We start from the raw sequence: 26,698 nt of genomic DNA, 5'->3' as shown, positions 1-26,698 counted from the left end.
CAACTCCGATCCCGCGGCGATCACGAACGCGGTCAGCGCCGGGCAGGTGCAGGCGGCGCTGATGTTCCAGCCGTCGGACATCGTGGCCGCGGTCGAGACCGGGCTCACAGCGGTGCCCCGGGAGTCGGCCGACATCTCCTGGATCTGGTTGGAGAACAACGCCAGCGGACCGCTGGCTGACCGCCGGGTCCGGGAGGCCCTGCAGCTGGGCCTGGACTCGAAGACGCTGAACGAGGTCCTCTACCGGGGCGCCGGCACGGTCATCGGAACCCGCACCCTCCTCCCCGAGGACTCGCCGTACTACGACGTGTCGGCCACCGTGCCGGCCTTCGACCCGGGCGCAGCGCAGAAGCTGATCGACGAGGTCGCGGCGCAGAACGGGGGCCCTGTCGTCATCCGGCACCTGGTCACTCCCGCCAGCCTTCGTGAGGCCGAGGCGCTGCAGACCGCATACAGCCGGTTCGACAACCTGAACTACCGGATCGACCAGGTGCAGTCGGGCGACTATCCGGGCAAGGTGTTCGCCGGTGAGTACGACGTCGCGCTGTGGCAGTGCCCCCGTGACTTCGCCGGGCAGTACGTGCAGGCGTACGTCGACTGCTTCAGCAGCACATCGTCGCTGAATGCCGCGAAGTACAGCAGCCCCGAGCTGGACGCTGCTCTCGACAACGCCAAGGCGGCCGTCAACCAGGAGGAACGCGCCGTCGCCATGCGTGCCGCGCAGGCCGTCATCGCCAAGGATCTGCCCGCACTCTGGTCCGGGGTGACCCTGCCCGACAGCAGCAACTGGATCATTGCCGACGGTGCCACCGGCCTCACGGACGCCTACCCGGGAGGCGTCTTCCTGTCGGATCTCGCGCTGGCCGGCTGACCGGCGTCGGTCGATGGCCGCCTGGGGACCGCCCGATCGTAGAAGCGGGATCAGGCTGCATCCCTCGGCTCGCAGCAGCCTGATCCCACGGAGAACCCACCACGAGCCGCCCGGGCAGGCCACCGGGGAACGAGGCTTCCGGCGTGCTCGTGGTGATGCGGAACAGCTCGTCCTCGACCTCGTCGAGGCTGCCGTCCTTCTCCGCCGCACCCAGCACCGCGCTGCGCGCCGACGTCTCGAGCGCCTCGCCGAGGTCGCACCACGCACTCACCGCCGTCCGTCCCGTACACACCCCCTTCCGGAGCACTCGTGAACGACGACCTCGACCCGCGCACTCCCGTCGTCATCGGCGTTGGCCAGTTCTCGGAGCGCATCGACCGACCGGACTACCGTGGTCTCTCCCCGGTGGAGTTGGCGGCGGCGGCGGCGGAGGCGGCGCTCGTCGACTCCGGGGCTGATCCCGCCGTCGTCGCCGAAGCGCTGGACACGGTCGCGGGAGTCCGCCAGACCGAGATATCCCTTCCAGGCCTGCCGACGACTCTGGGCCGATCGGACAACTTCCCCAGGTCGGTTGCCCACCGTGTCGGGGCGGCGCCGCGACGTGCCGTCCTGGAGGTCGGCGGCGGTCAGTCCCCCCAGCACCTCGTCAACGAGTTCGCCGGGGAGATCGCCGGCGGCAGGGCCGAGGCGGTCCTGCTGGTCGGCGCGGAGGCCACCTCGACGACGCGGCACCTGTCCGCCGCTGCGGACAAGCCGGATTTCTCCGAGCACGTCGATGGCGATCTCGAGGACCGTGGCTACGGGCTCTCCGGCGCGCGGTCGTCGTACGCGGTGGACCACGGGTTGACCGGTGCACCGGTGCTCTACGCATTGTTCGAGAACGCGCGGCGCGCCCGGCTCGGCAGCTCGCGGGCGGAATACGCCCGGTCGATGGGTGAGCTGTTCGCCCCGTTCACCCGGGTCGCGGCCAGGAATCCGCACGCCTCGGCCCCCATCGAACGTACTGCGGCCGAGTTGGTCGTCCCCACCGAGGCGAACCGGCTGATCGCCTACCCGTACACCCGCTATGTGGTGGCACGGGAGAAGGTCAACCAGGCAGCGGCGGTCCTCATCACATCGATCACCACTGCGCGGGCGCTGGGCGTCCCGCAGGAGAAGTGGGTCTTCTTGCACGGGCATGCGGATCTGCGGGAACGGAACCTCCTCGACCGCGCTGATCTTAGCGAGAGCCCTGCGTCGGTGTCGGCTGCCCGTCATGCTCTGGAGATGGCCGGCGTCGGCGTCGACGACCTGGCGACGTTCGACTTCTACAGTTGCTTCCCGATCGCCGTGTTCAACACAGCCATCGACGGCCTGGGCCTTGCCGCCGAGGATCTGCGTGGGCTCACGGTCACCGGCGGCCTGCCGTTCTTCGGAGGTGCGGGGAACAACTACGCGATGCACGCGATCGCCGAAACGGTCGAACGAGCTCGCACAGCGCCCGGCAGCTTCGGGTTCGTCGGCGCGAACGGCGGCGCACTGAGCAAGTACTCGGCCGGCGTCTACTCCACCCGGCCTGTGCCGTGGCGCGTCGACGACAGCGCCTCCCTGCAACAGCAGATCGACCGGTTGCCGGCACCGGCACAGGTCCTTCGGGCGAACGGCTGGGCGACGATCGAGACCTACACCGTCACGTACGACCGCGACGGGAGCCGTGCAGGGGTCGTCGTCGGTCGGTTGGAACACGACGGCGGCCGGTTCCTCGCGCAGACGTGCTCGGACGACGAGGAAGTCCTCGAGATGCTGTCGTCCGGTGAACCCATCGGGCAGCGCGTGTTCGCGAAATGGACACCGCGCGGGAACCGACTTGCGGTCAGTGACGTCCGGATGTCGCACTTGTACCCCGCGCGTGTTCCGGCCTTCAGGGAGCACTACGAGCACCTGACCGTCCGCCGTGACGGTCGCGTGCTGGAGATCGTCATCAACCGCCCGGAACAACGGAACGCGTTGCATCCACCCGCGAACGACGAGCTCGACGAGGTGTTCGACGCGTTCTTCGCCGACCCGGGGCTGTGGGTGGCCATCCTGACCGGCGCCGGGGACAAGGCGTTCTGCGCGGGGAACGACCTGAGATGGCAGGCCCGGGGCAATCGGGTCTGGGTCCCGGAGGGCGGCTTCGGTGGTCTGACGGACCGTCCGTCGCTCCCGAAGCCGGTGATCGCAGCGGTCAACGGGTTCGCGATGGGTGGCGGTACCGAGATCGCGCTGACGTGCCACCTCGTCGTCGCCGACGTGACCGCGACATTCGCGCTGACCGAAGTCAAGGTGGGCCTGATCGCCGGTATGGGTGGCCTGATCCGCCTCCCGCGCATGGCGCCCACGAAGCTGGCGAACGAGATGATCCTCACCGGCCAGCGGCTGGGTGCCCAGGAGGCGCTTTCGCATGGGCTGGTCAATCGGATCGCGCCCGCCGGAGGCGCTCTCGCTGCCGCACGCGAGCTCGCCGCGGAGATCCTGGCCGTCTCGCCGACGTCCGTACGGGTGTCGTTGCAGGTGATGCAGGAGACGCAGGCCATCGCGGACATCCGTGCGGCTGTGCAGCACCGCTCCGCAGCCGTCGACGAGCTCTTGGTCAGCGAAGACATGATCGAAGGCGTGCAGGCATTCGCCGAGAAGCGAGAGCCGCGATGGCGGAACCGATGACGGTCGGGCCGGCACGCCGCTAGCAGTGGGCGCCGTTCAGGGCGCCGGACGCCGACGGCCCGGCACTGGGAACGTCCGGTCTGGCGTTGCCCCGGAGCCGGAGCCGGAGCCTGTGGAGCCGACACGGGTATGGCGATGAGGCAGCCGGTGTGCACGGCCCGATCACGGGGCCACGGGCGCGCCCGCCCGTTCCGGCGAGCGGATCGGTGGCTTGTTCGAGCACCCTCCGCATGGCTCTGCCGGTGGCGTGCCGGGGAACGGCTGTGGACGGACGCGGACGGATGGAGCTCAGGTCAGGGAGCGAGTGGCCGGCGGCTCCATGCCTCGGAGTGCCGTCGCTGATCGTCGACCCTGCGCGATGTCGGCTCGTCCTGAGCCGCTCCGGGGACCACCGGCTCGGGTCGACCTGTAGGGCTGCGTGATGTTCGGCCGGAGGGCGCCGCGCCAGCACACTTCAGTTGTCTTCCTAGGTTGAACCCGTTACCTTCCTTATGTTGCACGATAGGACCTGGCTCACGCAGTTCGACGTCGTCAGATGTCAGCTGGGCGAGCGGGCCTGGCGAGGGGATGAGAGCTGACGTGAGCGAGCGCGGAGTTCGTAGACCCCCGGGAGGACCCGTCGCCCCGGCGGCCGGGATCGACCGCGTGAGGTCTCTGCGCTGTCCGTTGTGGAGGCCACCGCCGGCCGGTCGCACCGTGCGCCGTCGTGTGAGGGGATTTCAGATGATCGCTGGTAGCCCGGTGGAGGTCGGCCAGTGGTGACGTCCTCGGCCACGGCTCAGCGCTCGCGGCGACTGTCGGCCCAGGGGCGAGCGGTGGGCAGCCGCCTGCTGCACATCGTGTTGGTGCTGGTCCTGGTGAGTTTCTCGACCGCGTTGTTGGTCGACTTCATCCCTGGCGAGCCGGCCTTTGCTGTGATCGGTGAGTCCGCGACGCCGGACCAGGTCGCTGAGTTCAATCGACAGACGGGGCTCGACAGACCCCTGCTGGAACGGTACGGCGCGTGGATCGGCAATGTGGTCACCGGGGATCTGGGGTCGTCGTTCCGCACTCGCGAGACCGTGACCGACGCGCTGGCAACTCGGCTGCCGGTCACGCTGGAACTGATGGTGCTGGCGCTGGGGATGGCGTTGGTCGTGGCGGTGCCGCTGGGTGTGTACACGGCGTGGCGGCGTCGTGGGCCGTTGGATCAGACGACCACGTTCGTGACGTCGCTGGTCATCGCAACTCCGGTCTTCGTGCTGGGCCTGTTCCTGTCGTACTACCTCAGCGTGAAGTTGGGGTTGTTCCCGGTGACCGGCTACAGGAAGCTTTCCAACGGGCTCGGCGAGAACCTGCAGTACATCTTCTTGCCGGCGCTGACCATGGCGTTACCCGAGATAGCGGTGTTCACCCGGCTGTTGCGCGCGGACATGGTGTCCACGCTGCAGGAGGACCACATCCTGGCTGCTCGTGCCGCCGGGCTGCCGAGTCGCACCGTGCTGTGGAAGTACGCACTGAAGCCCTCGTCGTTCACTCTCCTGACGCTGGCAGGGTTGAGCGTCGGGCGCCTGTTGGGTGGCGCGGTGATCATCGAGCGCATCTTCGGGTTGCCGGGAATGGGCTCGTATCTCTTCGAGTCGATCAGCAGCAAGGACTTCATGGTCGTACAGGCGGTGGTGCTGCTGATCGCCGTGGCCTACGTGCTGATCAACGCGCTGATCGACGGGCTCTATCACGTTCTGGATCCCCGGCTGCGGACGAGGAAAGCCTGAGTCATGACAGGGAATCAATTGCAGGACCCCCCGCTCGCGGCGGGGATCGAGGCCGCGGCTGTTCCCGATCCGGTGGCGCGTGCGGACGGACGGCGTCCTTCGCTGTGGCGGCGCCTCCGCCGTGCTCGGGTCCTGTACTGGGCTGCGGTCGCTTGGCTTTCCGTCTTGGCTGCGGTCGCGTTGTTCGCGAATCTTCTGCCGATCGCGGATCCCGCAGAATTCGTCGGGCGACCATTCACGCCTCCGGACTGGAGCTTTCCGGAACCACTGGGAACCGACAACAGTGGCCGCAGCCAGCTGTCGCGGCTGATCTTCGGGGCCCGCCAGTCCCTGGCCGTGGGGCTGCTGTCCGTCCTGCTGGCGATGGCGGTCGGAACGGCCATCGGGATGGCGGCAGGGTTCTGGCGCGGCAAGGTCGACCGCGTCCTGTCGCTGCTGATCGACAGCATGCTGGCGTTCCCGCCGCTGGTGCTGCTCCTTGCGCTGGCCGCTGCGCTGCAGCCGACGATCTCCACGATCGTGGTGGCGTTGGCCGTCCTGTTGACGCCGACGTTCGCGCGGCTCACCCGCGGGTCGACGTTGGCGTACCGGAGTCGGGAGTTCATCCTCGCCGCCCGGGCGCTGGGCGCCGGCACACCGCGGTTGCTGGGGCGTGAGCTGTTGCCCAACGTGCTGCTGACAGTCTCCTCCTACTTCTTCGTCGTGGTCGCCACGGCGATCGTGGCCGAGGGGTCGTTGAGCTTCCTTGGCCTGGGCATCCCTCCACCGGCACCCAGTTGGGGTGGGATGATCTCTGATGCGCGGAGCTCGCTGAGCCTGCATCCGGAGCAGGTCGCGATCCCGGCGACCGTATTCGTCCTGACCGTCATGGCGCTCAACGTCGTCGGGGAGCACGTGCGCCGTCGCATCGAGGGCAGCGGGCCCGCGGCCGGCTGACCCCATCTTCATCGACACCTGAGAGAAGTCGGCAGATCATGACTGGTACGTCTGCAGCGGTGACCGGCGCGAGACTCGTGACCGGCATCGAGCACCTGCGGGAGGCCTCGACGGTGCTGCTCGGCGTCGAGCACCTCGAGCTCACTTACCACACCGATGGTGGCGCTGTACAGGCGGTGTCCGATGTCAGCTTCGACCTGGCCCCGGGGGAGACCCTCGGGATCGTCGGGGAATCCGGCTGCGGGAAGTCGTCGGCGGCTCGTGCGGTGCTGCGGCTGGTCGAACCGACGGCTGGGACGATCCGGTACGGTGGCCAGGATCTACGGGCGTTGTCGGTCGCGGAGCTGCGGCGGGCCCGGACCGATATCCAGATCATCTTCCAGGACCCGGTGAGCGCGCTGAACCCTCGGCGCAAGGTCAAGCACCTGGTCGGGGAGGGACTCTCGATCTGGAGGTCGGGCACGCGCGCACAGCGGCTGGAACGCGTGCGCGAGGCGATGGAGGCAGTGGGTCTTGATCCGGACACCTTCGGCGACCGGCGTCCGCGCGAGCTCTCCGGTGGGCAGTGTCAGCGGGTGTGCATCGCCCGGGCGCTGGTGATGAACCCCCGGATCATCGTCTGCGACGAGCCCGTCGCCGCGCTGGACGTGTCGATCCAGGCTCAGATCACCAACCTGCTGGAGGACATGAAGGAGAAGTTCGGCCTGTCCCTGCTGTTCATCGCCCACGACCTGGCAGTGGTGCGCAGCATCAGTGACCGGGTGGCGGTCATGTACCTGGGCAAGATCGTGGAGATAGGCCCGGCCAGCGCGGTCTACAGCTCGCCGGCCCACCCGTACACGTCGGTCCTGCTTGCTGCCGTGCCGGAGCCCGACCCGGGCGTCCCGATCCCCCATACACCCGCGATCGGGGACGTACCCTCACCGATCGATCCCCCCTCGGGGTGCCGGTTCAGGACGAGATGCCCGCGGGCGGAGCAGTTGTGCGCCGACGAGGAACCGGTGCTCCGACCGTACGGGCAGAAGGGGAACTTCGCTGCGTGTCACTTCCCGAGCGAGGCCGTGGCGGCGATCGGGGGACGGGCGTGAGCACATCTCCTGCGGGATCCGAGCCCACCGGCGGGGCGCCCGTGCTGTCCCTCGACGACGTCTGGACCAGACTGCCCACCGCAGCCGGGCCACTGAGCGCGGTCCGGGGTGTCTCGCTGGACCTGTACTCGAACGAGACGGTGGGCCTGGTGGGGGAGTCCGGCTCGGGCAAGTCGATGCTGGGCCGCACGATCTTGAACATCCTGCCGGACGGCGCGCGCGTGTCGGGTTCGATTCGTTACCAGGGGAAAGACGTGCGCGCCGACCCCCGAGCCGGGAACGGGTGGCGCGGCGTGGAGATCGCGATGATCTTCCAGAACCCGATGACGTCGCTGAACCCGGTGCGCACCATCGGAAAGCAGATCATCGACCCGATCCGGCATCATCTGGGCCTGGCCCAGCGGGAGGCCGCCGACCGTGCGATGGATCTGCTCAACCAGGTCGGCGTCTCCGCCGCGCGGCAGCGCTTGGGCCAGTACCCGCACGAGCTGTCCGGGGGAATGCGGCAGCGGGTGGCGATCGCGATCGCGCTGTCGTGTGATCCGAAGGTCCTCATCGCCGACGAGCCGACCACGGCGTTGGACGTCACTGTGCAGAAGCAGGTCCTCGATCTGATGGAGAGCCTGCAGGAGCGCTTCCGCATGGCGATCCTGCTCATCACCCACGATCTGGGCGTCGTGGCCGGACGGGCGGACCGGGTGGCGGTGATGTACGCCGGCGAGATCGTCGAGATGGCGCAGACGGCGGATCTGTTCGCCCAGATGCAGCACCCCTACACCCGGGCGCTGCTGGACTCCGTTCCCCGGCTGGACGATCCGCCGCACGTACGGCGGCCCAGCCTCGCCGGGCGGCCACCGAACCTTGCGCTCCCGCTCGTCGGATGCCCGTTCCAGCCCCGGTGCGCCAATCAGCAGCCCGACTGCGCAGTCGAGGTTCCCGCCCTGGTCTCCGTTCCCGAGCGCTCCCGCAGCTTCTCCTGTCACCACCCGGTGGGGGTCCACGGGACAGCAGTAGGAGGAGAGGGACGTGCCGGTCACGCAGCGGCGGAATGACCATCGTGCGCCGACCGACATCGTGGCGCGACCGGACGGTGCAGGGGCCGATGGAGGCCTCCGACGTGATGCGTCGTGCGTCCTGCATCTGGGCCGGCGCAAGCCCCCTCGTTCGCCGACCCCGCAGCGGTCATCCGGTCCGGCGTCCCCAGGAGGATTCACGACGCCCGACATCTTCGGCACATCGTGCGGGCAGTCGGGTCACGGGCGCGGCGATGTCGTCAGCATCCGGGTGAACGCCCACGAGGTGATGGTGGTGGCGGAATCCGGCGAGATGCGTGGCGTGAAGTACCCCCATGGCGAGGACGGCTCGTCCCTCGTGGTCCGAGGGACCGCTCCCGGTCAGCGGCCTGGTCCGAGTCGTCCGATGCGTTCGCACGGGTCCGGCGCCGGCGATGTGCCTGCGACCCCGGAAGGTGCGGATCGAGGACCCGCCCACACCGAGCCGGTCGACTGACCCGGTCGCCCTTCGTCCCGGGAGGCAGCGCGGGCTCTCTGCCTCGCCTGCTCGGCGCAGCGCATCGTGGATGCCGCGGCGGCATACGGGGCGGGTGTCCCCCGGTGGACGGCCGGACGATCGACGCGCCGGTCATCCGTCGAGCTCACGACGTCATCGCCGCAGCGATGGCCTTTACCGCTTTTCGCGACGAGATCCTCCGAGGAGAACCCGTGACCGGCTTGGCGCAGACCGCCGACCTGATCGCCATCCAGCGGGAGACCCTGTCGACGCTCACGTGCTTCGCCGACGAGGAGGTCGTCCCGCGCGCGCAGGCACACGGCGACATCTACCCGCAGGAGATCGCCGATGGGCTGAAGGACCTGGGGCGTACGAGATCGAGCGGCTCACGCGCGAGGCGCCGTTCCTGCTCATCGGCGAGGGCACCAGCGGGATCCGGAAGGCGATCATCAGCCGCGGTCTGCTCAAGACCTACGCGCTCACGCGGTGATGTGCGATCCAGCGCCACACGACCTGCGACTGCACCTGAGGAGCACTGACATGATCGAGATCCGCCCGACGAAGAGATACGGGGGCTCTCGGTGACCCTCGCGATGATCCTCGACATGGTCGCCGACGGGATGGCCGACCGTACCTTGATCGGCAACCGGGGGAACGGCCTCACCGGGACGACGCTGCGGGCCAAGGCGACCGCGGGCGCGGTGTACCTCGCCTCGACCGGTGCCGATCGGCTGCTCTACCTCGGGCCCAACGGCGCGGCGTTCCCGGTCGCGCTCTTCGCCGCCTCGCTCGCCGGCGTGCCGTTCCTCCCGCTGAACTACCGGCTCGGCGAGGAACAGCTCATGGAGATCATGAGCCGGCAGGGGCGGCCGCTCGTAGTGACCGACGCTCCGGAGCGGGTCCCCGGCGTGCAGACGATCGGCATCAAGGAGCTCGTCTCGCTCCCGGCCGCCGACGCTCCACCGCTGCGGGCCCATGAGATCGACTCGGAGTCCGTCGCGGTCATGCTGATGACCAGCGGCACCACGGCGGCGCCCAAGAGCGCAGTCCTGCGGCACAGCAACCTCACCGCCTACCTGTTCGGCTCGGTGGAGTTCGCCTCGGTCGAGGAGTCCGACGCGACGCTGGTGAGCGTCCCGCCCTACCACATCGCTGCGGTGGCAAACTGCCTGTCGAACCTGTACGCCGGCCGGCGGGTCGTCTACCTCGACGCATTCACCCCCGGTGACTGGCTCGACGTGGTCGAGCGGCAGCGGATCACCCACGCCATGGTCGTCCCGACGATGCTGTCCCGGATCGTCGGCGAGCTGGAGACCCGCGGCGTGCCCGGGCCCACGTCGCTGCGGTCGGTGTCCTACGGCGGGGCAAAGATCGCCGCCGAAGTCATCGAGAAGGCACTCGGGATCTTCCCGGAGACCGGCTTCGTCAACGCCTACGGGCTGACCGAGACCGCCTCCTCGATCGCCGTCCTGGGCCCCGACGACCACCGTGAGGCCGTCGCGTCCGACGACCCTGCCGTCCGTGCCCGACTGGGCTCGGTCGGTCGCGCGCTGCCCTCCGTGGAGATCGAGGTGCACGACGACGAGGCGACCGTGTGCCCCCCCGGTGTGGTGGGTGACATCGTCGTCCGCGGGCCGCAGGTGGCGGGGGAGTACCTCGAGGAGGGCAGCAAGATCCAGGCTGACGGCTGGTTCCCGACTCGCGACCGTGGCTACATCGACGACGGCGGCTTCATCTTCGTCCGCGGACGCTCCGACGACACGATCATCCGCGGTGGCGAGAACATCGCCCCGGCCGAGATCGAGGACGTCCTCAGCCGGCACCCGGCGGTCCTCGAGGCCGTCGTCGCCGGCGTTCCCGACGCGGAGTGGGGCCAGGTCATCGGGGCCTTCGTGCGGCTGCGTCCCGCTGCGCGGGTCGAGGAGGAGGAGCTGCGCCAGTGGGTCTTGGAGCGGCTGCGCGGCTCCAAGACCCCTGACCGGGTGCTCGTCGTCGACGAGTTCCCCACCACGCACACCGGCAAGGTGCTGCGGCGCGAACTGGTCGCCCTGGCCCTGACTCTTCGTGATGGGTCCGGCGTGTCCGGGCCTGGATAGACGAAAATGCCCTCTACCAGGGGGACTGGTGGGGTGCGCCGGGTTCAGCGGGGTCGCGTGACTCGAGTCTCCTGGTCCGCGACGATCTTTCCACCGCCGCCGGTGGAGCAGCCCGGCCGAGGTCCTCGACCTCCTCAGCAGACCGAGGCGGGAAGAACCTGCTGGAGTACACCGACCTGGCCGAGCCGAGGAACGGCGGGCCAGCCGCTAGTTGTACTGCCCGGGGCCGTTGGTCGAGGCCGTGTGACGACACGATCTGATTGATCTTGAATGGGGAAGACCTCCTGTGGTTGGTGTGGAGCTGTCTGACGGCATCCGCACCGACCTCAGGAGGTCTTCGTGGTCCACGCTAACGCCCCGCTGTCCGAACTCGGCCGATTACGCCTGGCAAGCCTGGTCGTGGACCAGGGCTGGTCGATCGCCCGCGCCGCCGAACGCATGCAGGTGACCTGGCCGACTGCGAAAGGGGCTGCCCAGGGTTCGGTTGACTCCTGGCCTGTGAGGACGCGCTCCTCGCTGGAAGGATCGTCACCGTGCCCAAGTCGTTCCCGAAGGAGTTCCGCCGCGACGTGATCGCCGTGGCCCGCCAGGGCGAACAGTCCATCGCCTCGGTGGCCAAGAGCTTCGGGATCTCCGAGTCCTGCCTGCAGCGATGGCTCAAGATCGCCGACCGCGACGACGGGTTCACCACCGACACCACCCAGCCGCGGCCCGGCGCCACCGCAACGGACCTGGAAGCGGAGAACCGCGAGCTACGAAAGCGCGCGAAGCAGCTCGAGCAGGAGAACGAGATCCTGCGCCGGGCCACCGCCTACTTCGCCCGCGACGTCCTCCCAAAATGACGCTCCTATGGTGTGTCAAGGCGTCGGCGCCGGTGCTTGATGGTGTTCGAGCACCCGCCAGAGACGGCGGGCGAGGTAGCGCTTGAGACAGCGTCGAGCCTCGCGCGGGGTCTTGCCCTGGGCAACGCGCCGGTTGACGTAGTCGCGGGTGACCGGGTCGGTCGCGAGACGAGTCAGGGTGACGTGGTGTAGGGCCCGGTTGAGATGGCGATCGCCGCCTCGGTTGAGGCGATGTCGGGTGCGTTGACCGCTGCTCGCTTCGAGCGGGCTCGCGCCGGCGAGGGCGGCTTCGGAGCGAATTCGTCCGGGGTGAGACCAGCTGACCCAGATTTGAGCGACTGTCACGGTGTCGACGCCGGGCTCGGCCAGAAGCACCCGAACATGCTCCTCGACCAGCTGCCGGAGGTCGTCTTCGATCACGCGAACGTCGGCGGTCAGTGCGCGGGCGCAACGAGCCAGTCGCTGCAGCGACTGGATTCGGACATGTGTCTCGAGGTCGTCGCCGCCGTGCTGGCGCAGGCTGTGGCAAGCGTCGAGAAGTTTTGCGATCGAGCGGCCTCGTAGGCGAGCGCGGAGTGCGTCGTCGGCGGTGAGGACCAGGTCACGGAGCTGGTCGATGACTGCCGTGCGGTGGCGCACTGCGCGGTCGCGCTCGACCAGCAGCAGCCGTGCAGCCTCGCGGGCTCCGTCGGCGCGGGGATCGTGGACCCGGTCGGCGGCCAGGGCTGAACGGGCAGTGTGCACCGCGTCCAGGGCGTCGCTTGGGTCTCGTCAAGTGATCTGGCCCCACCAGTCGGCGCGAATGTTGGCCCCGGTTGGGGTTCGTCATCGGGGTGTGGGTGGTCAGGTGCCGCGCTTGCAGCGAGTGGTGGTGCGGCTGGTTCGGAGTCGGTAGGACTGGGTCCCGGTCTCGAGGATGTGGGCGTTGAAGGTGACGCGGTCGACGATGGCCGCGACGAGTCGCGGGTCGGGGAAGACGGTGCCCCATTCGGAGAAGGGAAGGTTGGTGGCGATCGCGATAGAGGCGCGTTCTTCGCGTTCGGTGATGATTTGGAAGAGCAGTTCCGCGCCGCGGGGGTCGATCTGGACGTAGCCGAGTTCGTCGAGGCAGAGCAGGTCGAGCCGGCCGTAGCGGGCGACGACGCGGGACAGGACGCGTTCGTCGGCGGCTTCGACGAGTTCGTTGACCAGGTGTGCGGTGGTGACGTAGCGGACGCGGCGGCCTTGTTGGCAGGCTGCGAGGCCGAGCCCGATGAGCAGGTGGGACTTGCCGGTGCCGGAGTCGCCGAGGAGAACGACGGGTTCGCCGGCGTTCATGTAGTGCCCGGCGGCGAGGTGGCCGAGGGTGGCGGCGGGGATGGTGGGGACGGCGTCGATGTTGAACTCGGCGAGGCGTTTGAGGCGGGGGAAGCGGGCGTCGGCGATGCGGCGGGCGCGGCGGCGTTCGGTGCGGTCGTCGACCTCGGCGGCGAGGACTTCGGCGAGGTAGGCCAGGTGGGTGTGGCGTTCGCGCTGGGCGATATCGGCCAGGCGGGCGGCTTCGGTGCGGACGGTGGGCAGGTTCAGCTCGCGGGTGGCTGCGCCGATCGAGGCCTGCGCAGCAGCGTCGGCGGTGGGATCGCCGCTGGTCGCGGGCCGGCTGTGCGAGCTGGCGCCGGTGCGGGCGTTCGTGCGGGTCATGTTGGTGCTGGTCTTGTCGGTGGTGCTGGTCATGTGCCGCTTCCGGTGAGCAGGTCGTCGTAGTCGAGGAGGGTCGGGGTGGGGCGGTCGTAGCGGGCCAGCGCGCCGATGGGGACCACGGGCGCGATCGGGGTGGCCCCGCGGCGGGCGTCGATGATCACCAGGTGCGGGTCCAAAGCGCCGGTGGCCACGGCTCGGTCCATGGCCGCGATCAGCGCCTGGGTGGGGTGGGCGCGGTGGGCCAGCAGTACCTCGATCAGCCACCGGGTCCCGGTGGTGTCGCCCTTGGCTGCGCGGGCCGCGTCCCAGTAGGACTGATGGCTGGAGGTGAAGACCCCCGATCGCCGGGCCTGGGCCAGCGCGGTGGCGCCGGGCAGCGCGCCGGGCTTGGTCTTGAGGACCTCGAGGTAGTGGTCCAGGGCCAGGACGTCGAAGAACCTCCCGACGCCGCGGTCATGGCGGGCCACCACCGTTGCCCCGTCGAGGACCTCGACCGTGCTCGCGCCCAGCCGGACCGCCAGGCGCCGCCCGGCGAACCGGGCCGGGACGGAGTAGTTGATCTGCCGGACCGAGACCCGGGCCTTCGCATCGACCCGCGCTGAGAGCAGCCGCGCGCAGTCGAACGGCTCGTCGGGCAGCGGCATCAGCGTCGGCGCCTCGGCAGCGAACGCCGCCGCGACGGTGACCGGTCGCCCGCTGATCACCCGGGCGTCGTCGAGGTCGTCGGCGGCGGCCAGCAGCGTGGTGAGCTCGGCCAGCGAGCGTAGGTGCGGGACCGGGACCAGGTGGCGGCGGCGGAAGCGGCCGATCTCGCCCTCGACCCCGCCCTTCTCGTGCGCTCCGTCCTTGCCCGGCCGGGCGCAGCGCGATGAACCGCTCGGACTCGTCGCGGTCGCGGCCCTTGCAGACCCGGACCACCGCCGGTTTGAGGTTGTCGTAGCGCAGCAACGCGGGCACCCCGCCGAAGTGCGTGAACGCCCGCACGTGGCCGTCGAGGAACGCCTCCTGGGCCTGGGTGGCGAACGCGGCGTGGAACGCCCGGCCCGAGTTCGACAGCCGCATCACGAACATCCAGCACTTCACCGCGGCCCCGTCGAGCACCGCGTGGAACTCGCCGAAGTCGACCTCGGCCTCGGCGCCGGGCAGGTGTGTCTGCGGGATCATCACCTCGATCCCGGTCAACCCCCAGCTCGCGGCGCCGCCGCGCGACATAGCGGCTGACCGTCACCTCCGAACACGTCGCGCCGTGCTCAGCGACCAGCCGCTGCCAGATCCGCCGCGCGGTGTGGCGCTGCTTGCGCGGGGCGTCCCGATCGGCCAGCAGCCAGCCGTCGATGATCGCGGTCCACGGCTCGATCGCCGGACGTGGCCGCGGCGAGTACGGCTTCCGCGGCGGCGGGACGGCGCTGGCCAGCGCCTGGCGCACCGTCCGCCGGTGGACCTGATGGCGCTCAGCGAGCTCCCTGATCGACAGACCCTCGACCCGCCGTTCTCGCCGGATCTTCTCGAACAGCTCCACCCGCGACCCCATCCTGACTGACCCCCGGCGCCGACAACATCAACACCGGGAATCTGAACCGGGGTGGGGCCAACATTCGTGACGACACACCGCGCCCACCCCGGCAACGGACATGTCGCCACCTCCGGGGCCGGAATTCGTGACGACAACCGGCCGAAGTGGGGCCAGGTCAGGTGATCACACCCAGTCGCTCTTGCCGTGGCGTCGTGCCCGGCGGGTCGGCCTGTCGACCTCGACGATCACCGCCTCGGCTGCGCGCAATGCTCGGCTCAGGCCTGCGCCGTGGCTGCGGGCGCCTTCGATCGCCCAGAGCCGCCGAGGCCCGGGCGTGTGTTTGCTGGCCCAGGCCATCAGCTGTCGGTAGCCGGCTGCGTCGGCAGTGATGACCAGGGTGTCGAGGTGGCGTCCGATCGGATCGGTCAACGCGGCGGTGTGGGTGTCACAGTGGGTGTCGACGCCGATGACGGCGTCGAGGACCGGGCCGGTGGTGGTGGTCAGGGCCTGCTCCCTTGTCGAGTGAGCCGGACCCGGGGAAGCACCGACGGGGCGAATCTGTGATGAGGCACGCGTGCGCGGCCAAGCTCCTGATCAAGCCACCCGATGCTCGGGACCGGTGCCGGCAGGGCAGAGGGCACGTCATTTTCAAGGCACGCCGCCAGACGGCCAGATATACCGAGAGCCACTGCGCCACTGCCGGCACCGACCCTGCCCGCGCATTACGAGCCGGAGGAGTCGCCGTTCGACAACGTGCTCTACGCCCACCGGTCCAACCCGGCACGCGAGACCTACTCCCGCACGGACAACCGATACTCGCCGTCGGGTACCCGCCCAGGCAGCGAGGTGTACCCGTATGTGTTCACCACCTACCGGCTCACCGAGCACCACACGGCCGGCGGGATGAGCCGGTTCCTGCACCACCTCTCCGAGCTGCAGCCGGAGTTCTTCTGCGAGGTCAGCCCCGAGCTCGCGGCACAGCGAGGGCTCGAGCACCTGGGCTGGGCCACCATTGTCTCGCCCCGTTCGGCGATCGAGGCCCGGGTGCTGGTGACCGAGCGGATGAGCCCGCTGCGGGTCGGGGGCCGGCAACTGCACCAGATCGGCCTGCCCTATCACTGGGGTGCGAACGGTCTGAGCACCGGTGACGCCGCGAACGAGCTGATGTCGATCGCGCTGGACCCGAACGTGCACATCCAGGAGACGAAGGCCGCCAGCTGCGACATCCGGGCGGGCCGCAGGCCCCAGGGCCCGGCCCTGCTGAAGTACGTCGAGGAGTACCGGCGCCGCGCCGGCATCAGCGAGTCCACCGGTACGGAGGCCTGACCCGATGAGCAACCGCCAGTTCGGAACGCAGGACCCGGCCACCGCCGCCGGCTACCCTCACCCGCCCGCGCGTAAGGGCTTCTTCACCGACACCAGCGTCTGCATCGGCTGCAAGGCCTGCGAGGTGGCGTGCAAGGAGTGGAACGCGATACCCGAGGACGGCATGGCGCTGACGGGTCACTCCTATGACAACAGCGTCGGGCTCGGCGCCTCGACGTGGCGGCACGTCGCGTTCGTCGAGCAGCGCAAGCAGCTCGGCCAGATGCCGCCGTCGCTGGATCACGCCGGGCTCGACGTGCTGGCGCTCGCGGGCGGGCCGGATCCCGCCGCGGCACCGGTCGGGCTAGGGATGCCCGCAATGGCGTTGCCCGGTGCGGCCCCGGCCCAGGAACGGGTGCCGTTCCGGTGGCTGATGGAGTCCGACGTGTGCAAGCACTGCACGCACGCGGCGTGCCTGGACGTGTGCCCGACCGGGTCGCTGTTTCGCACCGAGTTCGGCACCGTGGTGGTACAGGACGACATCTGCAACGGCTGCGGCTACTGCGTGCCGGCGTGTCCCTACGGGGTCATCGAGCGCCCCGACGACGCCGCGGTGGGGGTGGCCCAGAAGTGCACGCTGTGCTACGACCGTCTCAAGGGGGACCTGGAACCGGCCTGCGCGAAGGCATGCCCGACACAGTCCATCCAGTTCGGCGACCTCGACGAGCTGCGGGAGCGGGCCCGCCGGCGAGCGGACACGCTGCACGATGCGGGTGTCACCGACGCCCGGCTATACGGCCACGACCCGGAAGACGGGGTCGGTGGCACCGGAGCGTTCTTCCTGCTGCTCGATGAGCCCGAGGTCTACGGCCTGCCACCCGACCCCGTCGCGACCACCAGAGACCTGCCCCAGATGTGGCGCCGCGCCGGCCTGGCGGCCGTGACGCTGCTGGCCGGCGCGATCGCCGCGTTCGCCGGGGAGGTGCGCAGGTGAACGCCACGCCGGTGAGGACGGGCCGCCGGCGCGGGCACCGCGAACGGGCGATGGTGCCCGAGGCAGAGTTCACGTCCTACTACGGCCGCCCGATCGTCAAGCCATCCCCATGGGGCCCCGACATCCCGGCCTACCTGTTCCTCGGCGGTCTCGCCGGCGCGTCGTCGCTGCTGGCGGCCGGCGCCGACCTGTCGGGCAACGGCGCCCTGCGCCGCCCGGCCCGGGTCACCGCGCTGGCCGCGATCCTCGGCAGCTTCGCCGCACTGGTGCACGACCTGGGCAGGCCCGCGAGGTTCCACCACATGTTGCGGGTCGCCAAGGTGACCTCGCCGATGAGCGTGGGCAGCTGGATCCTCGTCGCGTACGCGCCGATGGCCGGGCTGGCCGCCGCGGCGGAGTTCCGCAGGTTGCTCCCGGGGAGGCTGGGCTCCGGGCGGGTCCTTCCCGGGCTGGGACGCGCTGCGGGCGTCGTGGCGGCGTTGCTCGGTCCCGCGGTCGCCTCCTACACCGCGGTGCTGCTCACCGACACCGCGACGCCGTCGTGGCACGAGGGGCGCCGTGACATGCCGTTCGTGTTCGTCGGCAGCGCGGCGGCGGCCGCCGGTGGCATGGGCATGCTGAGAACGCCGGTCACCCACGCCCGCGCTGCCCGGCGGATGGCCGTGGGCGGTGCGATGCTGGACCTCGCGATGAGCGCCCGGATGGAGTCGGCGATGGGCTTGTCCGCGGAACCGATGCGTCAGGGCACTGCGGGTCGCTTCCGGACCGCTGCCCGCGCGCTCACCGCGACCGGAGCGGTTCTCGGCGCCCGCGGCCGGGCATCGGAGCCGGGCGGCATCGTTCCTGGCGGGGACCGTGCTGCTGGCCGGTTCGGCGTGCACGCGGTTCGGCATCTTTCATGCCGGCCAGCAGTCCGCACGCGATCCCCGCTACACCGTGGCACCTCAACGCGAACGCCTCCCGCGGAACTGACCGCTACCGGCAGTTCCACCTCCTACGAAAGTCCCCCTGGACACCCGGCATCTCGCTGTCCACCGCACCGAGGTCGTCGAGGTGTCCCCCGACCCCGACGACCTGCTCCGCCGGCCGGCGCTACCTCTCCGAGGGCGCCATGACCCTGCTCGCCACCCCGCCGACACCGGGGGAGGTGGCGGCCTCGGAGCTGATGACGGCATGATCCGAACCGGAGAGCCTCACCCGGACCGAGTTGCGCCACGCCAGCGGACTTGACCGCCTTCCGGCGACTGATGAGCGTGGATCTCCACAGGTGTCAGCCCGTCGGCGGGGCATCCGGAGAACCGAATGCCCCGCCGCGCAACTCGATACCGCTGGGTCCGGGCGCATCATGTCCGGGTCAGCTCAGCCGACGTCGAACCTGGTCGTGTGCTTCATGACTCGCGCGCCGCGACGTCCAGGACTGTCTTTCCGGGCTTCTCCGACTGACCCCTGCCGGCGTATGCGGCACGGCCCTCAGCCAGCGGATAGACCTTGGCGACCGCGACTTCGAGGTCTCCCGCTGCCAGGTCGGCGCCTAGGCGGCTGAGGGCATCAGCGCGAGCCTCGACGAGGAAGAAGGCTGCGTCGACTCCACACTTCTGCGCGAGGTCGGCGTCGGGGGCCTCCTGGAGCGTGATGACCCGACCACCAGGTCGAACCGCCCGGTACAACCAGTCGGGTGTCCCGGCCCCGACCGCGTCGATCGAAGCATCGAAGCTCCCCGCGGCGATGCCTGCTGGTTCGTCGGCGACAAGAACCTCGTCCGCTCCGTGTTGCTTCGCGCGGTCGACCGAGGCCAAGGACCGCACGGTGACAGTGACCGAAAGTCCCATGCGATGGGCGAACTGGGTCAGGAAGGAAGCTACCGCGCCGGTCCCGCCGCGCACGAGTAGCCGCTGCCCTGACACGAGCCCCAGGGGCTCCTCCAGAGCCTCGATCGCAGTGAGCCCCGGCAGCACTGCTGCGGCGGCCACCACGTCGGAGACGCCGGCCGGCTTCACGGCGAGGCTGGTCGAGGGCACCAACACATACTCCGCAGCCGCGCCGTTGCGGTCGAACGGGACAAGCCCGAAGACCTCGTCGCCGACTGCGAACTCTCCCGCCTCGGGACCGACCGCTACGACAACTCCGGCGAACTCGTGCGAAGGGATGGTCGGCGTCCGGTCGACGCCGTCGACCTCCCAGGTCTCGTTCCAGGTCAGCTCATCGAAGGTGATGGCTGCCGCTTTCACCCGGACGCAGACGTCCGATCCGGTCGGGGCGTCCGGCACGGGAGCGTCTTCGTACACCAACTGCTCGGCGCCACCCCGAGCGTGGGCGCGCAGGGCCTTCATCCGTCCTGCGGGTGCGTTTGACTCGGCGGCGTTCATCGGAGCCTTCTCTCTGTGTGTCCTTGGGTACGGATGACTCATCAACGATCCAGCACACTGCCGCCCCGGCTCCGCCTCCGCCCGGACGCGAACCACCTGATTCTGGACATGGAACGGATCGCGGCACCGGCAGCGAGGATCGTGACGAGGGCGAGGTTGACGTCAGCGGTTGTCAGTAGGCCCCAGGGCCGCTCTGCGATGCCGGCTACGGTGCGCTCGCGGACGCCATGAGCCCTCCTGTGGCGAACGTGAGCACCGCGAACGCGGGCCTGCTCGGCGTCGGCCAGCGCCGAGCTGTCGGATCGGGCGTCGGCTGCTCGGAACCCGACTTCAACGACAGGCCACCCAGGGCGAGTTGGTGATTCGCTCGACCATGCTCCCGCGCTTGAAGTCCGGAACGAAGTGTTCCAGAACGTCGGCGTTGATGGTGCCGTAGGTGGTGTCGGGCCGGTCCCTGAGCCCGTCGTAGACGGCCTGGAGGAACCCCTGCGTGAAGTCGCCGCGGGGGTGGGCGGTCGTGATCTCGTCGACGGCATCCTGGGAGAGCGCGTCCAGACCGATCCCGATGACGTCGGTGAGCACGCCGAGGTTCGTGACGGCGATCTCCGGTCCCATGCGTCCAGGAATCTCGGGCGTGGTGTGCAGCGCGACAGCGGCCCACACCGTGTCAGCGGCCTGCGCCGAGAAGCCTTGGGCGAGGAGGAAACGGCGGGCGTGGTCGGCCCCGTCGACCTCGAATCTCTGCGGCGCCTCGGAGAACGGCGTGAGAAGTCCTGCGTCATGGAACATCGCAGCGAGGTAGAGCAGCTCCGGGTCCGGCTGCAGCCCGAGCCTGCTGGCGTGAAGGGAGCCCAGGAGGAAGACGCGGCGAGAGTGGTGGAAGAGCAGCGGATTCACCATTTCCGTCACGAGGCGGGTCGCTTCGGCGACCGCCTTCGTGTCCGGGACCTCGACTCCTGCGATGATGTCTGTCATGGCGGTGTCGCTTCCTAGTCGTGGTGTGCTGGCAGTGTCTCTGCCTGCACACCACGGTGCGCCGAGACAGGGCGACCGCGCCGCGCGACAGCGGCCATGAAGTACCCGATTCCGGACCTCGACAAGCCCAGGACAACATCGGGACAGCGCAGGGTCGTGATCTTGGTCTACGACGGCGTCAAGCTCCTTGACGTCTCCGGCCCGGCAGAAGTGTTCGCAGAGGCCAACCGCCTGGGGGCCAGCTACCACGTCGGTCTCGTCTCCGCGAGTGGCGAGGACGTGGTCACCTCTGTCGGTATCAAGCTCGTCGTCGACCTCAGCCCAGGCGATGTGACGGACGCGGACACCCTGCTGGTTGCCGGCGGCGACATCTTCCCCCGGACGCCGGTCCCGCGGGACCTCTCTGACGCCACGACGGACTTGGCTGCTCGGTCTCGACGGGTCGCCTCAATATGTACGGGGGCCTTCATACTCGCCGCCGCCGGCCGACTGGACGGCAAGCGGGCGACGACGCACTGGAAGGCCGCCGACAAGCTCGCTGCCCGTTATCCGGGCATCGCCGTTGAGCCTGATTCGATCTACACACGAGACGGAACCACCTACACCTCCGCAGGAGTCACTGCGGGAATCGACCTCGCGCTCGCGCTGGTGGAGGAAGACCACGGCGCTGAACTGACTCGGGATGTCGCTCGAATGCTGGTCGTCTACCTGCAACGCACCGGCGGGCAGTCGCAGTTCTCAGTGCCGCTGACGGTCGCCCCTCCGCGAACGCCGGCGCTGCGCCACATCATCGACATCGTGACGGCCGATCCGGCGGGCGATCATTCTCTGGCAGCGCTCGCAGGCAGGCTCAACCTGAGCCAGCGGCATCTCACTCGGCTCTTCCGGGAGGAGCTGGCGACCACGCCCGCTCGATACGTCGAATCGATCCGCTTCGACATCGCCAAGTCCCTGCTCAACCAGGGCCACACCGCTACTGCAGCGGCAGCGCTGGCCGGCTTTCCCAGCTACGAGAGCCTCAGGCGGGTCTTCGCCCGAGAAATTCAGATGTCTCCGGCCGTGTACCAGCGTCGATTCCGCACGGCGCTTCGCCGGGGCGCGGAGGGCTGAGCGTGGGAACTGATCACCGCATCGTCCGGCGACTGAGTGCGACGCGGGCTCGATCACCTGGCGGCTGAGTGCGAGCGTTCCACGCCTGGCTTTGACGTGAGCCAATGTCTCGCCTTCCCGGGCTGAGTCCGATGCCAGGGGCGTGCGGAACAGGCCCTTCCACCGCGACGTCGGGCTTGTCCACTTCGCCGATGAGCAACACCACTGCGGTGCTCGCCCGGATCGCGCGCAGCAGGGGCGTCGTCGATGCTGCGTGTGGTGCTCACAGATCCAGCACCAGCCTCGATGACTTGGCCCATGAGCAGCAGATCATCATGACCTCGCCGGAGGCCTGTTCGGCGGGGGACAGCACCGAGTCGCGGTGGTCGGGCTCACCTTCCACCACCGCAGTCTCGCAGGTGCCGCAGATGCCCTCCTGGCAGGAGGAGACGACTGGCAGGCCAGCCTCCTCGGCCGCGCTCAGAATGCTGCTGCAGGCCGCGACCCGAAGCGTGATGCCCGAGGCGCGGAACTCGACCTCGATCGCGGTGTCGGCGGATGTGACGTCGGGATCGATCACCTTGGGGGTGAACCGCTCGATCCGCAGGGCGTTCTCCGGCCAGGGCACGCATGCAGCCTCGACCGCGGCGAGCAGCGGCTCGGGCCCGCAGCAGTAGACCAGCGTGTCCACGATCGGTGTGCCGAGGGCCTCTCGGAGGTCGAGCAGCCCCGACTCGTCCTCCGGGTGGGTCGTCACCCGGTCGGGATACTCGAGCGACAGCTCCTCGCGGAAAGCCATCGATGAGCGGGTCCGGCCGCCGTACAGCAGTTGCCAACGCGCTCCGGCCCGTTCCGCCTCGGTGATCATGGCGAGGATGGGGGTGATGCCGATACCGCCGGCGATGAACAGGTACCGCGGCGCAGGATCGAGCTTGAAATTGTTGCGGGGGCCTCGCCCCGCCACCGCGTCGCCCGAGCGCAGGGCGTGCACTCGCTCGGAACCACCGCGACCGTTCACCTCGCGGAGCACGGCGATCCGCCACCGGTCCCGGTCGTCCGGATTCCCGCACAGTGAGTACTGCCGCACGATGTCCGGGCCGAGGCGGACGTCGAGATGCGCCCCTGGCGACCACGCCGGCAACGCCTCTCCGTCGGCCCGCCGGAGTGTGACCGCTACCACTTCGTCTGCGACCGTCTCGACCTGCTCGACGACCAGGTCGAGATCCTGCTCGGGGCCATCCGCCTCGCGGACGGAGTCCATCGAAAGGGTCTCGCTCACGAGACGGAGACCTCCAGCTGGGTGAAGCCACGAAGGATGTTGTGCAGGGCCCTCTGTGACGATGTGACTTCGAACCTGCGCACCCGCTTGGCCAGCGCCATGAACAGAGCGGAGATCTCCAGACGAGCCAAGTTCATCCCGACGCACTGATGCGGCCCGGCGCCGAAGCTCATGTGGGTGCGAGCGGTGCGGCGTATGTCGAAGTGGTCGGGGTCCGAGTACTCTCGCTCGTCTCGGTTCGCCGCCCCGTAGAACACGATCGCGCGCGAGCCCGCCGGCACGATCACCCCGTCGAGGTCGTAGTCGGACACGGCGTAGCGGGAGAAGTCCTGGATCGGCGCTTCGAGCCGGATGACCTCCTCGACCGCACCCGCCACCAGCGACGGGTCCTGACGCACCAGGTCCCACTGGTCGGGATGACGCGCGAACAGCTCGACGGCGCTGGAGATCGCGAAGATCGTGGTGTCCAGGCTCGGACCCATGTAGTCGATCATCATGACCGGGACGGCCTCGGGAGAGATCTCCCCACGGTCCGCGGCGTCGTGGATCGCCTCTGCCCAGCTGCCCGGCTTGAGCTTGCCCCGCACCGCCTGGGTCGAGGCGTAACTCACCATCTGCTGCAGCACTGGGAACGCCGACACGGTGCGCTCGTTCGCCGGGCCGAAGCAGTTGAACATCTCCGACGCCCACACCAGCATCTGCTCACGGCCGTCCTCCGGGAGACCGATGAGGTTCGAGACCACCGTCAGCGGCAGGTGGTGGGCCAGCTCGGTCGCGGCGTCGAAGCTCCCCTTGGCCACGAGCCGGTCGACGAGCTGCTCGGCCTCGGCAGTGATCTGGTCGTGCAGTGCACGCAGCGAGAGCGGCCGCAGCGGCCGGATCACTACGCGACGCTGGGCATCGTGCTGCTCACCGTCGCTGCACAGCGTGTTGCCCCGCAACACCTTGTTCATCTCGTCGTTCATCATCACGCCGTACGCCGAGGAGAACGTCTGCCAGTCCTCGAGAACCCGGCGCACCGAGGAGTGGCGCGTCATGGCGAACATCTCGTACTTGCTCAGCCACACTGTCGGCCCAGCCTCACGCAACTGGCGGTAGCCCGGCCACGGGTCCAGGAGCGCTTCATCGGTGTAGGGATCGAAATCGCTCTCCGGCACGCCGACCGGCAGGCTTCGGGTAGGGGCGGTCATCGGGACTCCATCGCGTGAGGTCAGGTGCGGGTGGTCGGTGTCTACGCCGGCTGATCCGGGCCGGGCCAGCCGAACTCGACGACGGGGCTGCGGATCGAGGCCGCCACAGCCCCCGCCATCGAGAGTCACGTCCGATCCACGGGCTCAGACGAGGTCGCGCTGCACGAACAGGCTGACTCCTCCGGTGGCGAAGTTCTCCAGGTCGCCCGCGGCTGCGGCTCCCTCCGGAGACGACAACGCCGCCGCCAGGGTGGCCGCGTCGGCGAACTCCAGCTCAGCGACCAGGTAGTAGGGCGCTTCCGTAGAGGTTCCATCAGGGGCCGGGATGCCCTCGCAGGCGCCCAGCCGCACGCTCTGCAGGCCGGGGATCTTCTCCGCCAAAGGCCGGTGCACGTCGCGGTAGTGGGCGTCGAAGGCGGCCGGATCCTGGGGTCGGCCGTAGCAGACGGTCAGACGATGCACGAGATGACCTCTCAGGGACGGTCCGTCGGGACCGGGTTGGCCTCCGGGTCCCACTCGACGAGCACGTGTGCGGGGCCACGGAAGGAGGTGTTGGGGCTGTACTGGAACTCCTGGCCCTCGACGAGCCGGATGTGCGGCAGGCGCCGGGTCAGCTCTTCGAGAATGATCCGCATCTCCAGGCGGGCGAGCGGCGCGCCGAGACACATGTGGGTGCCGAAGCCGAAGGCGAGGTGCTGGTAGGCGTTGTCGCGGTGGATGTCGAGCTTCTCGCCGTCCTCGAACTTGGCCTCGTCGTGGTTGCCTGATCCCGTCACGAGCAGCACGTTCGCGCCCTCGGGGATGTCGACCTCCCCGATCGTGGTAGCCGCTTTGGCGCGCCGCCGCCACGCGATCACCGACGAGCTGTAGCGCAGGAGCTCTTCCACGGCGTTGGGGATGAGAGAGGGGTCGGCGCAGAGCTGGGCCCAGGCGTCCCGGTTTTCCAGCAGCGCACGGAAGCCGTTGCCCGATGCCCCGGTCGTGGTCTCGTGACCGGCGAAGAGAAAGTTGAGCATCGTGTTGTAGAGGTAGGTCTCGTCGATCAGCTCCGGGTCCTCCTGGTGAACCCGGATGACGTCGGACATGAAGTCGTCGCCGGGCTTCTCCAGCAGCCTGCCGACGTGGGCCTTGCAGTAGTTCCAGTAGACGCCGACCTCGTCGACGAGCTTGTTCTGCTCGTCCTCGGTGGGGCGCCCCCAGGTGAACAGGGTGCGGCGGGCCGCGAACTGCTTGACCAGCGGCGCCTCCTCGTCCGGGACGCCCATGAACATGAAGATCACGAGAGCTGGGATCTCCCAGACGAAGTCATCGATCAGATCGGCACTGCCGGTAGTGACGAACTTGTCGAGGTACTCGGTGACGATCGCCCGGATGCGCGGCTCGAGCGCCTCAACGCGCTGGGTCTCGAACTTCTCGCCGATGGCCTTCCGGCGCTTCATGTGGATCGGACCGTCCTCGTTGACGAGGACCGGCCCCGGCACGTAGCCGACGTCGATGACCTTCTGGATCGACGAGGGGAACAGAGGGGTCAGCGGCTCGAGGGCGATCTCGGCGGAGAAGGTGCGGGGGTCGCGGAAGACCATGCGGACGTCGTCGAACTTGGTGACGACGTAGTAGTCGATCTCCGGGCTGTAGAAGACGGGCTCCTCGGCCCTTACGCCGGCGAGGAACGAGTAGGGGTCGGAGAGGTACGGCTCGACGAACGGGTTGAACGAGGCCGCTCGATGCGACACCGGGCAGGTGCCGCCACCGACTGCCGCCGGTGAGACGTCAGATGTGGTCATCAGATCTCCTTTGATCGTAATGGTGGGAGGTCGCGGGTCGATCTGCCGGAGGAGGTGACAGGTCGACGGTGCCCGAGCCGATTCGGGCAACAGGCCGATCAGGCGTCGCGGACCCAGGCGACCACGACTTCGGGATCACGGACGGTGCCCACGGCGGACGCTCCGCCGCCGAGCCCCTGGTCGGTGAACACCCCGCGCGCGGCATCCCGGAAGGGCGCCCAGGTGTCCGGCATTCGCCGGTCGGGCACGATCGCCTCCATCGGACAGGCATCCTGGCAGGCGCCGCAGTCGATGCATTCCACGGGGTGGATGTAGAGCATTCGATTGCCCTCATAGATGCAGTCGACCGGGCACTCCTCCATGCAGGAGCGATCCATCACGTCGATGCACGGCTCCCCGATGACAAAAGCCACGGCTGGACCTCCTCGTCGGGCGTGGGTGCCGCACTGTGGCGGCAGTCTTGTCGGAGGAACGACGGTAGACAGGCAGTGAAACGGTGTTCGATCCATTCAGCGCGAGACCCTGTCCGGCCAGCGCGGGCGAGATCACGAGTAGCCGTCATCCGGCAGTCCCGCGCGGGCTGGACAACGGTCCGCGTTCCGCGGCTCGCCGGCATGACCGGCGGATTCCTACTGTGTGGACGGAATCCGGTCAACCCCATCGTCTGGAGATCCCGAGTGGACAGAAGCAGCTGTGAGTCTGGATCTGGCTGGTCTGGGACTGGCTGGTCAGGATGGGTGTCGGT

General features: G+C 69.1%; 20 protein-coding genes and 4 pseudogenes. 13 read left to right on the top strand and 11 right to left on the bottom strand.

The window, feature by feature from the left end; genetic code table 11:
* The 9 genes and pseudogenes from TOK_RS08260 to TOK_RS08210 form a co-directional block, all read left to right on the top strand.
* The coding region (locus tag TOK_RS08260) for an ABC transporter substrate-binding protein (RefSeq protein WP_141566317.1) at positions 1-871 on the top strand (871 nt) is incomplete at its 5' end.
* A gap of 309 nt (positions 872-1,180) precedes the next feature.
* Complete coding sequence (locus TOK_RS08250) at positions 1,181-3,553, top strand: acetyl-CoA acetyltransferase (RefSeq protein WP_098957213.1); 2,373 nt, start codon at positions 1,181-1,183, stop codon at positions 3,551-3,553.
* A gap of 815 nt (positions 3,554-4,368) precedes the next feature.
* Positions 4,369-5,307, top strand: a complete 939-nt coding sequence (locus TOK_RS08245) for an ABC transporter permease (RefSeq protein ID WP_216361898.1) — start codon at positions 4,369-4,371, stop codon at positions 5,305-5,307.
* A 72-nt stretch (positions 5,308-5,379) separates the two neighbouring features.
* A complete protein-coding gene (locus TOK_RS08240) occupies positions 5,380-6,243 on the top strand; it encodes an ABC transporter permease (RefSeq protein ID WP_172457481.1) in 864 nt (287 codons plus the stop codon).
* 59 nt (positions 6,244-6,302) lie between these two features.
* Positions 6,303-7,331, top strand: a complete 1,029-nt coding sequence (locus tag TOK_RS08235) for an ABC transporter ATP-binding protein (protein WP_253258255.1) — start codon at positions 6,303-6,305, stop codon at positions 7,329-7,331.
* A gap of 41 nt (positions 7,332-7,372) precedes the next feature.
* Positions 7,373-8,383 (top strand): ABC transporter ATP-binding protein, encoded by a 1,011-nt coding sequence (locus tag TOK_RS08230; RefSeq protein ID WP_172457478.1) that lies wholly within the window; start codon positions 7,373-7,375, stop codon positions 8,381-8,383.
* A gap of 1,038 nt (positions 8,384-9,421) precedes the next feature.
* A complete protein-coding gene (locus tag TOK_RS08220; RefSeq protein ID WP_098957208.1) occupies positions 9,422-10,936 on the top strand; it encodes a class I adenylate-forming enzyme family protein in 1,515 nt (504 codons plus the stop codon).
* A 339-nt stretch (positions 10,937-11,275) separates the two neighbouring features.
* Positions 11,276-11,395: pseudogene (locus TOK_RS08215) on the top strand (IS481 family transposase); the annotation flags it as partial.
* Positions 11,396-11,469: 74 nt separating this feature from the next.
* Positions 11,470-11,775 (top strand): annotated as a pseudogene (locus TOK_RS08210) (transposase); the annotation flags it as partial.
* 18 nt (positions 11,776-11,793) lie between these two features.
* Here the strand turns inward: TOK_RS08210 and TOK_RS08205 are convergent.
* The 4 genes and pseudogenes from TOK_RS08205 to TOK_RS08190 form a co-directional block, all read right to left on the bottom strand.
* Positions 11,794-12,522 (bottom strand): transposase, encoded by a 729-nt coding sequence (locus TOK_RS08205; protein ID WP_172457479.1) that lies wholly within the window; start codon positions 12,520-12,522, stop codon positions 11,794-11,796.
* Between the two features lie 99 nt (positions 12,523-12,621).
* Positions 12,622-13,491, bottom strand: coding sequence for an IS21-like element helper ATPase IstB (gene istB, locus TOK_RS08200; RefSeq protein ID WP_253258254.1), 870 nt, complete (start codon positions 13,489-13,491; stop codon positions 12,622-12,624).
* Positions 13,488-14,989: pseudogene (istA, locus tag TOK_RS08195) on the bottom strand (IS21 family transposase). Before istA ends, istB begins: the two are co-directional and overlap by 4 nt.
* Positions 14,990-15,154: 165 nt before the next feature.
* Positions 15,155-15,439 (bottom strand): transposase, encoded by a 285-nt coding sequence (locus TOK_RS08190; RefSeq protein WP_374754869.1) that lies wholly within the window; start codon positions 15,437-15,439, stop codon positions 15,155-15,157.
* A 243-nt stretch (positions 15,440-15,682) separates the two neighbouring features.
* On the opposite strand from TOK_RS08190, the pseudogene TOK_RS08185 reads away from it, so the two are divergent.
* The 3 genes and pseudogenes from TOK_RS08185 to nrfD all read left to right on the top strand — a co-directional run.
* Positions 15,683-16,297, top strand: a pseudogene (locus TOK_RS08185) (molybdopterin dinucleotide binding domain-containing protein); the annotation flags it as partial.
* A 4-nt stretch (positions 16,298-16,301) separates the two neighbouring features.
* Complete coding sequence (locus TOK_RS08180) at positions 16,302-17,270, top strand: 4Fe-4S dicluster domain-containing protein (RefSeq protein ID WP_098957203.1); 969 nt, start codon at positions 16,302-16,304, stop codon at positions 17,268-17,270.
* A complete protein-coding gene (gene nrfD, locus TOK_RS08175) occupies positions 17,267-18,385 on the top strand; it encodes an NrfD/PsrC family molybdoenzyme membrane anchor subunit (protein WP_253258253.1) in 1,119 nt (372 codons plus the stop codon). Before TOK_RS08180 ends, nrfD begins: the two co-directional genes overlap by 4 nt.
* Positions 18,386-18,658: 273 nt before the next feature.
* Here nrfD and TOK_RS08170 read toward each other — a convergent pair whose 3' ends face one another.
* Both TOK_RS08170 and TOK_RS08165 read right to left on the bottom strand, forming a co-directional pair.
* Positions 18,659-19,636 carry an NADP-dependent oxidoreductase gene (locus TOK_RS08170; RefSeq protein WP_216361897.1) on the bottom strand — a complete coding sequence of 326 codons (978 nt, stop codon included), beginning with the start codon at positions 19,634-19,636 and terminating at the stop codon, positions 18,659-18,661.
* Positions 19,637-19,966: 330 nt separating this feature from the next.
* Positions 19,967-20,611 carry an HD domain-containing protein gene (locus TOK_RS08165; RefSeq protein ID WP_098957201.1) on the bottom strand — a complete coding sequence of 215 codons (645 nt, stop codon included), beginning with the start codon at positions 20,609-20,611 and terminating at the stop codon, positions 19,967-19,969.
* A 96-nt stretch (positions 20,612-20,707) separates the two neighbouring features.
* On the opposite strand from TOK_RS08165, the gene TOK_RS08160 reads away from it, so the two are divergent.
* The gene (locus TOK_RS08160) at positions 20,708-21,721 is read left to right on the top strand and encodes a GlxA family transcriptional regulator (RefSeq protein WP_098957200.1); all 1,014 of its coding nucleotides are present in this window, start codon (positions 20,708-20,710) and stop codon (positions 21,719-21,721) included.
* 262 nt (positions 21,722-21,983) lie between these two features.
* Here TOK_RS08160 and TOK_RS08155 read toward each other — a convergent pair whose 3' ends face one another.
* From TOK_RS08155 to fdxA, 5 genes are all read right to left on the bottom strand, one after another.
* Positions 21,984-22,979, bottom strand: coding sequence for a PDR/VanB family oxidoreductase (locus tag TOK_RS08155; protein WP_306305129.1), 996 nt, complete (start codon positions 22,977-22,979; stop codon positions 21,984-21,986).
* Positions 22,976-24,169, bottom strand: a complete 1,194-nt coding sequence (locus TOK_RS08150) for a cytochrome P450 (protein WP_098957198.1) — start codon at positions 24,167-24,169, stop codon at positions 22,976-22,978. Before TOK_RS08150 ends, TOK_RS08155 begins: the two co-directional genes overlap by 4 nt.
* A 144-nt stretch (positions 24,170-24,313) precedes the next feature.
* Positions 24,314-24,631 (bottom strand): EthD family reductase, encoded by a 318-nt coding sequence (locus tag TOK_RS08145; protein WP_098957197.1) that lies wholly within the window; start codon positions 24,629-24,631, stop codon positions 24,314-24,316.
* An 11-nt stretch (positions 24,632-24,642) separates the two neighbouring features.
* Positions 24,643-25,953, bottom strand: a complete 1,311-nt coding sequence (locus tag TOK_RS08140) for a cytochrome P450 (protein WP_098957196.1) — start codon at positions 25,951-25,953, stop codon at positions 24,643-24,645.
* Positions 25,954-26,051: 98 nt separating this feature from the next.
* A complete protein-coding gene (gene fdxA / locus TOK_RS08135) occupies positions 26,052-26,366 on the bottom strand; it encodes a ferredoxin (RefSeq protein WP_098957195.1) in 315 nt (104 codons plus the stop codon).
* Positions 26,367-26,698: the final 332 nt, after the last annotated feature.

This window comes from Pseudonocardia sp. N23, from assembly GCF_002583555.1.
In the GTDB taxonomy this organism is placed as follows: domain Bacteria; phylum Actinomycetota; class Actinomycetes; order Mycobacteriales; family Pseudonocardiaceae; genus Pseudonocardia.
The sequence above is the reverse complement of the archived record's forward strand: the minus strand, read 5'-3'. Positions and strand labels throughout refer to the sequence as shown.